The following is a 13,684-nucleotide window of genomic DNA, read 5'->3' as shown; positions in this document are numbered from 1 at the left end:
CCAACGGCGGCTGTTCGGATCCCTGAAATTCATTCGCGTCTGTCGACGGACGTTGGACATCAAACGATGGCAGTCAGCCCGTTCAAGTTCTTGCAGGAAGTGCGCTCGGAGACCGCCAAGGTCACCTGGCCGACCCGCCGCGAGACCACGATCACCACCATCATGGTGTTCGTGATGGTCGCCGTGGCCTCGATCTTCTTCTTCGCCGCCGACCAGATCATCCGCGTCCTCATCACCTTCCTTCTGGGCATTCACTGATGGCAACAGCAACGGCTCAATTGTCTGACAAGCGCTGGTACATCGTCCACGCCTATTCGAACTTCGAGAAGAAGGTCGCCGAATCGATCCGCGAGCAGGCCAAGCAGCGCGGGCTCGAGGAGCTGTTCGAGCTGGTGCTGGTCCCGACCGAGAAGGTCACGGAAGTGCGCCGCGGCCGCAAGATCGATGCCGAGCGCAAGTTTTTCCCGGGCTACGTGCTGGTGAAGATGAAGCTGACCGATGAGGCGTTCCATCTAATCAAGAACACGCCGAAGGTGACCGGCTTCCTCGGCGCGGAAAACAAGCCGATGCCGATCTCGGAAGCCGAGGCCATGCGCATCCTGCACCAGGTGCAGGAGGGCGTGGAGCGGCCGAAGGCGTCGGTGTCGTTCGAGATCGGCGAGAACGTCCGCGTGGCCGATGGCCCGTTTGCCTCGTTCTCGGGTGTGGTCGAGGAAATCGACGAGGCGCGCTCGCGCGTGAAGGTCGCGGTGTCGATCTTCGGCCGCGCCACGCCGGTCGAACTGGAATTCGGTCAGGTCGAGAAGGTCTGATCGGGTAGGCGCGAGACTTCGGTCTCGCGCAACAAGAGGCCGTGGGAGGGAGAGGGCGGTTGCCAGCCGCATCCGACCCAGACCACGAACCTGAAACCGCCGGCCCAGGCCGGCCCAACAGGAGTGATACATGGCAAAGAAAGTGACCGGATACCTGAAGCTTCAGGTCCCGGCCGGTGCGGCGAATCCTTCGCCCCCGATCGGTCCCGCGCTCGGTCAGCGCGGTCTCAACATCATGGAGTTCTGCAAGGCGTTCAACGCCCAGACCCAGAAGGAAGAGAAGAACACCCCGATCCCAGTGGTCATCACCATCTATGCGGACCGTTCCTTCACGTTCGAGATGAAGACGCCGCCGATGTCCTTCTTCCTCAAACAGGCTGCCAAGATCCAGTCCGGCTCCAAGGCGCCGGGCCGTGACAAGGCCGGCGCGGTGACCAAGGCGCAGGTGCGCGAGATCGCCGAGAAGAAGATGAAGGATCTCAATTGCGATTCCATCGAATCGGCCATGAAGATGGTCGAGGGCTCTGCCCGCTCGATGGGTCTGGAAGTGGCGGGGTAAGGGCTCATGGCAATCGGAAAACGTTTGAACAAAGCCCGCGAAGGTATTGATCGCGAAAAGCTTTACCCGCTCGCGGACGCCATCAAGATGGTCAAGGAACGCGCGAAAGCGAAGTTCGACGAGACCATCGAGGTCGCGATCAATCTCGGCGTCGATCCGCGTCACGCTGACCAGATGGTCCGCGGTGTCGTGACCCTGCCGAACGGCACCGGCCGTACGCTTCGCGTCGGCGTGTTCGCCCGCGGCGCCAAGGCCGACGAGGCCAAGGCTGCGGGAGCCGACGTCGTCGGCGCCGAGGACCTGGTCGAGAAGGTGCAGAACGGCACGATCGATTTCGATCGTTGTATTGCGACCCCCGACATGATGCCGCTGGTCGGCCGCCTCGGTAAGGTGCTCGGCCCGCGCGGCCTGATGCCGAACCCGAAGATCGGCACCGTGACCATGGATGTCACCGGTGCGGTGAAGGGCGCCAAGGGCGGCTCGGTCGAGTTCCGCGTCGAGAAGGCTGGCATCCTGCAGGCTGGCGTCGGCAAGGCCTCGTTCACCGAGGAAAAACTGGTCGAGAACATCAAGGCTCTGGCGGACGCAGTCTCCAAGGCCAAGCCGGCCGGTTCCAAGGGCACCTACATCCAGCGCGTTGCGGTGTCCTCGTCGATGGGCCCCGGCGTGAAGGTCGAGCCGGGTACTATTCTCGGCTGAGGTTTGGAAATGACATGAGGCGAGGGGCGGAATTGGGCAACCGATTCCGCCCCTCGTCGTTTGTGACGGCGTTCACCGGAAACAAGAACAATGACTGACAAGGTCCTGATCTACTCGCGCTTTCCCAAGACGATGATGGCGCGCTTCGCCGAGCGGTTCGAGCTGCTCGACACCGGCGGCAGGCCGGCGCGGGAGGTGTTTTCGGCCGACGCGCTCGGCGGCATCCGCGCGGTGCTCACCGCGGGTGGCACGCCAATGGGTGCGGAGGCGATGGACCTGTTTCCGAAGCTCGGCGCCATCGTCTGCTACGGCACTGGCTATGACGGTGTTGACCTGAAGGCCGCTGCTGCCCGCAACGTCGCAGTCGGACACAGCCCGGGCGCCAATGCGGCCTCGGTCGCCGACATCGCGATGACCCTGATGCTCGCGGCGACGCGGCGAATCCTGGTGGCCGACCAGTACGTCCGAAGCGGCGATTGGGCCGCGTCAAAGCCCTCGCCGATGATGCGCCCGCAGGCCGGGATGCCGGGCCGCCGCATCGGCGTCTACGGCATGGGCGAGATCGGCCGCAAGATCGCAGCGCGCTGCGCATCCTTCGAGAGCGAAATCGGCTATTTCAGCCGCAGCAAATACGATCTGCCCTATCAATATTTTCCGACGCTGGAGGCGCTCGCCGACTGGTGTAGCGTGCTGATGATCGCGGTCCGGGCAGGGGCCGAGACCCAGCATGCCGTTGGCGCCGATATCCTCAAGCGCCTCGGGGCGGACGGCTATATCGTCAACATCTCCCGCGGCTCGGTGATCGACGAGAAAGCCCTGGTGGTGGCGCTCACCGAAAAGACCATCGCCGGCGCCGGTCTCGACGTCTACGACCAGGAACCGCACGCCCCGGACGCGCTGACGGCGCTCCCAAATGTCGTGTTCGCCCCCCATATCGGCGGCCACACCCTCGAATCGCACGTAGCCATGCAGAACTGCGTGCTGGCGAACCTGACCGCGTTTTTCGAAGGCAGGCCGCTGCCTTATGAGGTCAAATGAGCGGAAACCGGCCCTTGTCGGCCATGGTTAAGCGCGAGCGGCAACGGATTGGAACTGGTGTGAATTTTGCTCTTGGCAAGCAGGCCCCGGGCGGTTAAAGAACCTCTTCCGGACGTGCCGGCCTCGGCTGGCGCGTTCGTGCACGCATTCCGAAAACAAGCGATGGAGATCATTCCTTTTCAGGACGTCCGTGAGGATTGGCTGGAAAAGGAGGGAAATTCGTCGGGTGTGGGATGCGGGCAGAGGTCGGGCGGTTCGCCGGCTGACCTTGTCCTGTCCAAGACTGCAGGCGCCCGCGGGGAATTTCGATTTCTCAACGGCTTAATCGCATGGCCTGCATAGACGGGTGAAGACCGGATTTCACTTCGTGGCCACCTTAGGGTCGGTTGCGGAATGGGTTTGGTTCGGACCTCGACACGCCGTGGGCCCTAACGGGCTCCCGGAGGGCAGGCTTTGAATTGTCGTCTTGCCCGGCGTGTCCGATGGGTTTGGCCCTGAGGTTCAGGTTTGGGCGGGACGATGGGTGCAACCCGGCGGTCCCGCTTTCGCGATGACCGCCAACCGGAAAGAGCTTGCTGTGGAACGAGCGGCAAAAAAGGAAGCGGTCGAACAGCTCAATGGGGTCTTCAAGACCACGAGCGTCGCGGTCGTTGCCCAATATTCCGGCCTGACCGTTGCCCAGATGCAGAAGCTGCGCATGCAGATGAAGCAGGCTGGCGCCTCGGTGAAGGTCTCGAAGAACCGTCTCGCCAAAATTGCTCTTGAAGGCACTGACGTCGTTGCCATCGGCCCCATGCTGAAGGGACCGACCGTGATCGCCACCTCGGACGATCCGGTAGCGGCGCCAAAGGTCGCCGTCGAATTCGCCAAGGCGAACGAAAAGTTCGTCATCATTGGCGGCTCGATGGGAAAGACCGTCCTGAATGTCGACGGCGTGAAGGCACTTGCCTCGCTGCCGTCGCTTGACGAACTGCGCGCCAAGATCGTCGGCCTGCTTGTGGCCCCGGCGACCAAGATCGCTCAGCTCGCCAACGCGCCCGCGGGCAAGCTCGCGCGCGTCATCCAGGCTTATGCCTCAAAGGGCGAAGCGGCCTGACGCCCTTCGCAAAACTCAAACCCGAACCAGACTTACATTCAAGGAAACTGAACAATGGCTGACCTGCAGAAGATCGTTGACGACCTCTCGAGCCTCACCGTGCTCGAAGCTGCCGAACTCGCGAAGCTCCTCGAAGAGAAGTGGGGCGTTTCGGCTGCCGCGGCTGTCGCCGTGGCCGGCCCGGCTGGTGGTGGCGCTGCCGCCGCTCCGGCCGAAGAGAAGACCGAGTTCACGGTCGTTCTTGCCGCCGCCGGCGACAAGAAGATCGAGGTCATCAAGGAAGTCCGCGCCATCACCGGCCTGGGCCTGAAGGAAGCAAAGGACCTCGTCGAGGGCGCGCCCAAGCCTGTCAAGGAAGGCGTGAACAAGGACGAAGCCGAGAAGCTCAAGGCCCAGCTCGAGAAGGCTGGCGCGAAGGTCGAGCTCAAGTAAGCAACGCTTACTGGCACGAGATCCCGGTGCGCATCATCGCAACCGGGGTCTCGGTCCACTCCCCGAAAGGGTGGGCTGGATGCAAGAGGCGTGCGACGGAACGACCCGACGCAGGCCGAACACGAAAAAGTGTGGGGATTTGAGGGTTTGTCCCTCGAATCTGCACTAATGTCGCCCCATATCGGGTCGGCAGCACGAAAGCGCGGTGGGCAGGGATGCCGCATTCCCTGTAAGCCGTTGGGAGAGCAAGCTATTTCGGGCTTTTGCAGTCCGTGAAGAGGATGGTTGTGACGGGCGGGCGCGCTCCTGCGCCCCGCGCGTCGTTTTGCGTTTTGAAGGTCTGAAGAACAGATTCAGGACATTCCTGCCTGAAACTGAGTCTCCGGCCCCCAAGACGGGTTCGAAAAATTCAACCCGGGGAGCGGCGGTCGCCGCGTTCCGGAGGACGCGCCCAAATCGGGCGACGAAAATGAGAGGCCACGATGGCGCAGCAGACATTCACCGGTCGCAAACGCGTTCGCAAGTTCTTCGGACACATCAAGGAAGTGGCCGAGATGCCGAACCTCATCGAGGTTCAGAAGGCGTCCTATGACCAGTTCCTGATGGTCGACGAGCCCCAGGGCGGACGGTCGGACGAGGGCTTGCAGGCGGTGTTCCGCTCGGTGTTCCCGATCTCCGACTTCTCGGGCACCTCGATGCTGGAATTCGTCCGCTACGAGTTCGAGCCGCCGAAATACGACGTCGACGAGTGCCGCCAGCGCGGCATGACCTTCGCGGCTCCCCTCAAGGTGACGCTGCGCCTCATCGTGTTCGATATCGACGAGGAAACCGGCGCGAAGTCGGTCAAGGACATCAAGGAGCAGGACGTCTACATGGGCGATATCCCGCTCATGACGATGAACGGCACCTTCATCGTCAACGGCACCGAGCGCGTCATCGTCTCGCAGATGCACCGTTCGCCGGGCGTGTTCTTCGACCACGACAAGGGCAAGACCCATTCGTCGGGCAAGCTGCTGTTCGCCGCCCGCGTGATCCCGTATCGCGGCTCCTGGCTCGACATCGAGTTCGACGCCAAGGACATCGTCTATGCGCGTATCGACCGTCGCCGCAAGCTTCCGGTGACGTCGCTGATGTTCGCGCTCGGTCTCGACGGCGAGGCGATCCTCAGCACCTTCTACAAGAAGATCCAGTACAAGCGGATCAAGGAAGGCTGGCGCGTTCCGTTCGACGCCAATCGTTTCCGCGGCTACTCGACCATCAACGACCTGATCGACGCCGATACCGGCAAGGTCGTGCTCGAAGCCGGCAAGAAGCTCACCGTGCGCGGTGCGCGTCAGATGCAGGAGAAGGGTCTGAAGGCGCTGCGCCTGTCGGATGCGGAGCTCGTCGGCAACTACATCGCCGAGGACCTCGTCAATCCCAAGACCGGCGAGATCCACGCGGAAGCCGGTGAAGAGATCACCGACAAGTCGATGAAGGCTCTCAACGAGCAGGGTTACAAGGAACTGCCGCTGCTCGACATCGACCACGTCAATGTCGGCGCCTACATCCGCAACACGCTCTCGGCCGACAAGAACATGACGCGTGAGGACGCGCTGTTCGACATCTACCGCGTCATGCGTCCCGGCGAGCCGCCGACGCTGGATTCGGCGCAGGCGATGTTCCAGTCGCTGTTCTTCGACGCCGAGCGCTACGACCTCTCGGCCGTCGGCCGCGTCAAGATGAACATGCGCCTCGACCTCGATGCGCCCGACACCCAGCGCACGCTGCGCAAGGAAGACATCCTCTCCGTCATCAAGACGCTGGTGGACTTGCGCGACGGCAAGGGCGAGATCGACGACATCGACCATCTCGGCAACCGCCGTGTGCGCTCGGTCGGCGAGCTCATGGAGAACCAGTACCGCATCGGCTTGCTCCGCATGGAGCGTGCGATCAAGGAGCGCATGTCTTCGGTCGACATCGACACGGTCATGCCGCAGGACCTGATCAACGCGAAGCCGGCGGCCGCTGCCGTGCGCGAGTTCTTCGGCTCCTCGCAGCTCTCGCAGTTCATGGACCAGACCAACCCTCTGTCGGAGATCACCCACAAGCGCCGCCTGTCGGCGCTTGGACCGGGCGGTCTGACCCGCGAGCGCGCCGGCTTCGAGGTGCGCGACGTGCATCCGACGCATTACGGCCGCATCTGCCCGATCGAGACGCCGGAAGGTCCGAACATCGGCCTGATCAACTCGCTCGCGACCTTCGCGCGCGTGAACAAGTACGGCTTCGTTGAGACCCCGTATCGCAAGGTCAAGGACGGCCGCGTCACCGACGAGGTCGTGTACCTCTCGGCAATGGAAGAGGGCCGCTACACGGTCGCGCAGGCCAACGTGCCGCTCGATCCGAAGGGCCGCTTCACCGAAGACCTCGTGGTCTGCCGTCACGCCGGCGAAGTCTTGCCGGTGACCCCGGACAAGGTCGACTACATGGACGTGTCGCCGAAGCAGCTCGTTTCGGTCGCAGCCGCGCTGATCCCGTTCCTCGAGAACGACGACGCCAACCGTGCGCTGATGGGCTCGAACATGCAGCGCCAGGCGGTGCCGCTGGTTCGCGCCGAAGCGCCGTTCGTCGGCACCGGCATGGAAGGCGTGGTTGCGCGTGACTCGGGTGCTGCGATCGCGGCGCGCCGTTCGGGCGTGATCGACCAGATCGACGCGACCCGCGTCGTCATCCGCGCCACCGAAGATCTCGATCCGACCAAGTCGGGCGTCGATATCTACCGGCTGATGAAGTACCAGCGCTCCAACCAGTCGACCTGCATCAACCAGCGTCCGCTGGTGAAGGTCGGCGACATCGTCAAGAAGGGCGACATCATCGCCGACGGTCCGTCGACCGATCTCGGCGAGCTCGCGCTCGGCCGGAACGTGCTCGTCGCGTTCATGCCGTGGAACGGCTACAACTTCGAAGACTCGATCCTGCTCTCCGAGCGGATCGTGAAGGAAGACGTGTTTACCTCGATTCATATCGAAGAATTCGAGGTGATGGCCCGCGACACCAAGCTCGGACCCGAGGAAATCACCCGCGACATTCCGAACGTCTCGGAAGAAGCGCTGAAGAACCTCGACGAAGCCGGCATCGTGTACATCGGCGCGGAAGTGCGCGCCGGCGACATCCTGGTCGGCAAGATCACGCCGAAGGGCGAAAGCCCGATGACGCCGGAAGAAAAGCTCCTGCGCGCCATCTTCGGCGAGAAGGCTTCCGACGTCCGCGACACCTCGCTGCGCGTTCCTCCGGGCGTGCAGGGCACCATCGTCGAAGTGCGCGTGTTCAACCGGCACGGCGTCGACAAGGACGAGCGTGCGCTGGCGATCGAGCGGGAAGAGATCGAGCGTCTGGCCAAGGACCGCGACGACGAGCAGGCGATCCTGGACCGCAACGTCTACAACCGCCTTGCCGAGCTGCTCGAAGGACGGCAGGGCATCGCCGGTCCGAAAGGCTTCAAGAAGGACACCAAGATCACCCGTGCGGTGCTCGAGGAGTACCCGAAGTCGCAGTGGTGGCTGTTCGCTTCGCCGAACGACAAGCTGATGGCCGAGATCGAGGCCATGCGGAAGCAGTACGACGAGTCGAAGAAGGGGCTTGAACAGCGCTTCCTCGACAAGGTCGAAAAGCTTCAGCGCGGTGACGAATTGCCGCCCGGTGTGATGAAGATGGTCAAGGTCTTCGTCGCGGTGAAGCGCAAGATCCAGCCCGGCGACAAGATGGCCGGCCGCCACGGCAACAAGGGCGTGGTGTCGAAGATCGTGCCGATCGAGGACATGCCGTTCCTCGAAGACGGTACGCATGCCGACATCGTGCTCAATCCGCTCGGCGTGCCCTCGCGCATGAACGTCGGACAGATCCTCGAGACCCATCTCGGCTGGGCATGTGCCGGCCTCGGCAAGCGTATCGGCCAGACGGTCGATGCCTATTTGTCGAAGCAGGACATCAGGCCGCTGAAGGAAACCTTGAAGAAGGTCTACGGCGAGGACGAGACGATCAAGTCGCTCAACGACAACGAGTTGATCGAGCTCGGCCACAATCTGAGCCGCGGCGTTCCGATCGCGACGCCGGTGTTCGACGGCGCCAAGGAAGCCGACATCGAGGAGATGCTGAAGCTTGCCGGTCTCGACGCTTCGGGCCAGTCGACCGTCTATGACGGCCGCACCGGCGATGCCTTCGACCGCAAGGTGACGGTGGGCTACATCTACATGCTCAAGCTGCACCATCTCGTCGACGACAAGATCCACGCGCGTTCGATCGGTCCGTACTCGCTCGTTACCCAGCAGCCGCTGGGCGGCAAGGCGCAGTTCGGCGGCCAGCGCTTCGGCGAAATGGAAGTGTGGGCGCTCGAGGCTTACGGCGCGGCGTACACGCTCCAGGAGATGCTGACCGTGAAGTCGGACGACGTCGCTGGCCGTACCAAGGTGTACGAGGCGATCGTGCGTGGCGACGACACCTTCGAGGCCGGTATTCCGGAATCGTTCAACGTGCTGGTCAAGGAAATGCGCTCGCTCGGCCTCAACGTCGACTTGCACAATTCCAAGGTCGGACCGGGGACGGCGGAAGCGGCCGAGTAATACGACCCTCATGCCCGGCCTGAATGGCCGGGCATCGGCGCCCAGTCCTCGAATCGCGAGGGCAGGGCGCCCCGCATAGTGATTTTCGAATTTGCTGCCGGAGGCGACCGGCACGCGAGGAGAAGACGATGAACCAAGAAATTATGAATCTCTTTAATCCGACGACGCCGGCTCAGGTCTTCGACCAGATCCGGATCTCGATCGCGAGCCCCGAGAAGATTCTGTCCTGGTCGTACGGCGAGATCAAGAAGCCGGAAACCATCAACTACCGTACCTTCAAGCCCGAGCGCGATGGCCTGTTCTGCGCCCGCATCTTTGGGCCCATCAAGGACTACGAGTGCTTGTGCGGCAAGTACAAGCGCATGAAGTACAAGGGCATCATCTGCGAGAAGTGCTCGGTCGAAGTCACGCTGTCGCGCGTCCGGCGCGAGCGCATGGGCCATATCGAGCTCGCAGCCCCCGTCGCCCACATCTGGTTCCTGAAGTCGCTGCCCTCGCGCATCGGCCTCCTGCTCGACATGACGTTGAAGGATCTCGAGCGGATCCTCTATTTCGAATATTACGTGGTGCTCGAGCCGGGCCTCACCGCGCTGAAGGACCGTCAGCTCTTGTCCGAAGACGAGTATCTGAAGGCGCAGGACGAATACGGCCAGGATTCCTTCACCGCCATGATCGGCGCGGAAGCGATCCGCGAGCTGCTCAAGGGCATGGATCTCGAGAAGCTCGAGCTGACCTTGCGCGCAGAGATGCAGGAGACCGACTCCGACATCAAGCACAAGAAGCTCGCCAAGCGCCTGAAGATCGTGGAAGCGTTCCGCCACTCCGGCAACAAGCCGGAATGGATGATCATGACCGTGGTCCCGGTGATTCCGCCGGACCTGCGTCCGCTGGTGCCGCTGGATGGCGGCCGCTTCGCGACCTCGGACCTCAACGACCTGTACCGCCGCGTCATCAACCGCAACAACCGCTTGAAGCGGCTGATGGAGCTGCGCGCGCCGGACATCATCATCCGCAACGAGAAGCGCATGCTTCAGGAGGCCGTCGACGCGCTGTTCGACAACGGCCGCCGCGGCCGCGTCATCACCGGCGCCAACAAGCGTCCGCTGAAGTCGCTCGCCGACATGCTCAAGGGCAAGCAGGGCCGGTTCCGTCAGAACCTGCTCGGCAAGCGCGTCGACTATTCGGGCCGTTCGGTGATCGTGGTCGGTCCCGAGCTGCGCCTGCATCAGTGCGGCCTGCCGAAGAAGATGGCGCTCGAGCTGTTCAAGCCGTTCATCTACTCGCGGCTTGACGCCAAGGGCCTGTCCACCACCGTGAAGCAGGCCAAGAAGCTGGTCGAGAAGGAGCGGCCCGAGGTCTGGGACATCCTGGACGAGGTCATCCGCGAGCATCCCGTGCTGCTCAACCGCGCACCGACGCTGCATCGCCTCGGCATCCAGGCGTTCGAGCCCGTGCTGATCGAGGGCAAGGCGATCCAGCTCCACCCGCTGGTCTGCGCCGCGTTCAACGCCGACTTCGACGGCGACCAGATGGCCGTGCACGTCCCGCTGTCGCTCGAAGCGCAGCTGGAAGCGCGCGTCCTGATGATGTCGACCAACAACATCCTGCATCCGGCGAACGGCCAGCCGATCATCGTGCCGTCGCAGGACATCGTGCTCGGTCTCTACTACGTCTCCATCATGCGCGAAGGCCTGCCCGGCGAGGGCAAGATCTTCGGCGAGATGGCGGAGCTCGAGCACGCGCTGCACGCGAAGGTCATCCACCTCCACACCAAGATCAAGTACCGGTGGGAAGGCATCGACGAGACCGGCAAGATCTCCAAGCGCTGGATCGAGACCACCGCTGGCCGCGTCATGCTGGGCAATTTGCTGCCGAAGAACCCGCGCGTTCCGTACGAGATCATCAACAAGCTGATGACCAAGCGCGAGATCTCCGGCGTCATCGACCAGGTCTACCGCCACTGCGGTCAGAAGGAGACGGTGATCTTCTGCGACCGCATCATGGCGCTCGGCTTCTACAACGCGTTCAAGGCCGGCATCTCGTTCGGCAAGGACGACATGGTCGTGCCGCACTCCAAGTGGAAGATCGTCGACACCACACGTACGCTGGCGAAGGATTTCGAGCAGCAGTACAACGACGGTCTGATCACCCATGGCGAGAAGTACAACAAGGTCGTCGACGCCTGGTCGAAGGCCACGGAAGAAATCGCCAAGGCGATGATGAAGGAGATTTCCTCGACCAAGAAGACGGCGAGCGGGGCGGATGCCGACATCAACTCGATCTACATGATGGCTCACTCCGGTGCCCGCGGTTCGCCGGCCCAGATGCGCCAGCTCGCCGGCATGCGCGGCCTGATGGCCAAGCCGTCTGGCGAGATCATCGAGACGCCGATCATCTCGAACTTCAAGGAAGGCCTCTCGGTGCTCGAGTACTTCAACTCGACCCACGGCGCCCGCAAGGGCCTCGCGGACACCGCGTTGAAGACTGCGAACTCCGGCTACCTGACCCGTCGTCTCGTCGACGTCGCGCAGGATTGCATCATCACGCAGGACGATTGCGGCACCAAGCTCGGCATCAAGATGCGCGCCATCGTCGATGCCGGCACCGTGGTCGCTTCGCTCGGCTCGCGCATCCTCGGACGCACGGCCTGCGAAGACGTGCGTGACAGCACGGGCAAGGTGATCTTCAAGCGCGGTACGCTGATGGAAGAGAGCCATCTGGATGCCATTCATCAGGGCGGCGTCCAGGAGGTGAAGATCCGCTCGGCGCTGACCTGCGAGCTCGTCAACGGCATCTGCGGCAAGTGCTACGGCCGCGATCTCGCTCGCGGCACGCCGGTCAACCACGGCGAAGCGGTCGGGGTCATCGCGGCCCAGTCGATCGGCGAGCCGGGCACCCAGCTCACCATGCGTACCTTCCACATCGGCGGTGCGGCGCAGCTGAACGAGCAATCTTTCGTCGAATCCAACTTCGACGGCAAGATCGTGATCAGGAATAAGGCCATCGCCCGCAACAGCGACGGCCACCTGGTTGCGATGGTTCGCAACATGGTGATCGCGATCGTCGATGCCGACGGCACCGAGCGTGCGACGCACCGTATTCAGTACGGTTCGCGCCTGCACGTCGACGAGGGCGACATGGTCAAGCGCGGCCAGCGTATCGTCGAATGGGATCCCTACACCCGTCCGCTCCTCACCGAGGTCGAAGGCACCATCGGCTTCGAGGATCTGGTCGAGGGACAGTCGATCTCGGAAACGCTCGACGAGGCCACCGGCATTGCCAAGCGCGTGGTCATCGACTGGCGCTCGATGCGCGGCGGCGGGGACCTGCGTCCCGCCATCGTGATCAAGGGCAAGGACGGCAAGGTGCTCAAGCTCGCCCGTGGCGGCGATGCTCGCTACATGCTGTCGGTCGACGGCATTCTGTCGGTCGATGTCGGAGCCAAGGTCCAGGCGGGCGACATTCTCGCCCGTGTCTCGACCGAAAGCGCCAAGACGCGCGACATCACCGGCGGTCTGCCGCGGGTGGCGGAACTGTTCGAGGCTCGGCGTCCGAAGGATGCGGCGATCATCGCCGAAATCGCGGGCACCATCCGGTTTGGGCGCGACTACAAGAACAAGCGTCGCATCTCGATCGAGCCGATGGACAAGACCGACGAGGCGCGCGAGTACCTGATCCCGAAGGGCAAGCACATCCACCTTCAGGACGGCGACGTCGTCGAAAAGGGCGACTTCATCGTGGAAGGCAACCCGGCGCCGCACGACATTCTGGCGGTCAAGGGCATCGAGGAACTCGCGGCCTATCTGGTCAACGAGATCCAGGAGGTCTACCGGCTCCAGGGCGTGCTCATCAACGACAAGCACATCGAGGTGATCGTCCGGCAGATGCTCCAGAAGGTGGAAGTCACCGACCAGGGCGACACGGACATGATCTCGGGTGAGCAGATCGACAAGATCGAGTTCGACCAGATCAACGCGAAGGCCAAGGAAGAGGGCAAGAAGATCGCCACGGGGACGCCGGTTCTGCTCGGCATCACCAAGGCCAGCCTTCAGACCCGCTCCTTCTTCTCGGCGGCCTCGTTCCAGGAGACCACCCGCGTCCTCACGGAAGCGGCGGTCAACGGCAAGGTCGATCCGCTCGAAGGCCTCAAGGAGAACGTCATCGTCGGTCGGCTGATTCCGGCAGGCACCGGCGCCTCCATGGCGAAGATCCGCGAAGTCGCGGTGAAGCGCGACAAGATGATCCTCGACGAGCGCGAGAAGCAGGCGGCCGTCGTGCCGCCGGCGCCGGAAGTGGAGCCGATGGCGCTGCCACCTGCGGAATGATCATTCATCCGTAGGAATACCGAGGACACTGAAAAGGCCGGCGCAAGCCGGCCTTTTTGCTGCTTTGTTTCCCTGTTGCGGTGCAGGATCAACCTTTGTTCATCTTTCCTTCAGGCGCAAAAGCG

At 63.0% G+C, this 13,684-nt stretch carries 9 protein-coding genes; all 9 read left to right on the top strand.

The features are described 5' to 3' along the window. Positions 1-66 precede the first annotated feature (66 nt). The 9 genes from secE (at position 67) to rpoC (ending at position 13,559) form a co-directional block, all read left to right on the top strand. Complete coding sequence (gene secE / locus FXB41_RS28625) at positions 67-258, top strand: preprotein translocase subunit SecE (RefSeq protein WP_007602984.1); 192 nt, start codon at positions 67-69, stop codon at positions 256-258. Beyond that, positions 258-812, top strand: coding sequence for a transcription termination/antitermination protein NusG (nusG, locus tag FXB41_RS28620; protein WP_007602985.1), 555 nt, complete (start codon positions 258-260; stop codon positions 810-812). Before secE ends, nusG begins: the two co-directional genes overlap by 1 nt. Positions 813-942: 130 nt before the next feature. Next, a complete protein-coding gene (rplK, locus tag FXB41_RS28615) occupies positions 943-1,371 on the top strand; it encodes a 50S ribosomal protein L11 (protein WP_007602986.1) in 429 nt (142 codons plus the stop codon). Positions 1,372-1,377: 6 nt separating this feature from the next. Next, positions 1,378-2,070, top strand: coding sequence for a 50S ribosomal protein L1 (gene rplA / locus FXB41_RS28610; RefSeq protein ID WP_007602988.1), 693 nt, complete (start codon positions 1,378-1,380; stop codon positions 2,068-2,070). Positions 2,071-2,160: 90 nt separating this feature from the next. Continuing rightward, positions 2,161-3,108: a 2-hydroxyacid dehydrogenase gene (locus FXB41_RS28605; protein ID WP_007602991.1), complete on the top strand. Its 948-nt coding sequence runs from the start codon at positions 2,161-2,163 to the stop codon at positions 3,106-3,108. Positions 3,109-3,685: 577 nt separating this feature from the next. Continuing rightward, complete coding sequence (gene rplJ / locus FXB41_RS28600; RefSeq protein WP_035995742.1) at positions 3,686-4,204, top strand: 50S ribosomal protein L10; 519 nt, start codon at positions 3,686-3,688, stop codon at positions 4,202-4,204. A 54-nt stretch (positions 4,205-4,258) separates the two neighbouring features. Further along, complete coding sequence (rplL, locus tag FXB41_RS28595) at positions 4,259-4,636, top strand: 50S ribosomal protein L7/L12 (RefSeq protein ID WP_007602994.1); 378 nt, start codon at positions 4,259-4,261, stop codon at positions 4,634-4,636. Positions 4,637-5,118: 482 nt separating this feature from the next. Next, positions 5,119-9,234, top strand: coding sequence for a DNA-directed RNA polymerase subunit beta (gene rpoB / locus FXB41_RS28590; protein ID WP_007602996.1), 4,116 nt, complete (start codon positions 5,119-5,121; stop codon positions 9,232-9,234). Between the two features lie 128 nt (positions 9,235-9,362). After that, positions 9,363-13,559 (top strand): DNA-directed RNA polymerase subunit beta', encoded by a 4,197-nt coding sequence (rpoC, locus tag FXB41_RS28585; protein ID WP_007602997.1) that lies wholly within the window; start codon positions 9,363-9,365, stop codon positions 13,557-13,559. The last annotated feature ends 125 nt before the right edge of the window (positions 13,560-13,684 follow it).

This window comes from Bradyrhizobium canariense, assembly GCF_019402665.1.
GTDB lineage: Bacteria > Pseudomonadota > Alphaproteobacteria > Rhizobiales > Xanthobacteraceae > Bradyrhizobium > Bradyrhizobium canariense.
The sequence above is the reverse complement of the archived record's forward strand: the minus strand, read 5'-3'. Positions and strand labels throughout refer to the sequence as shown.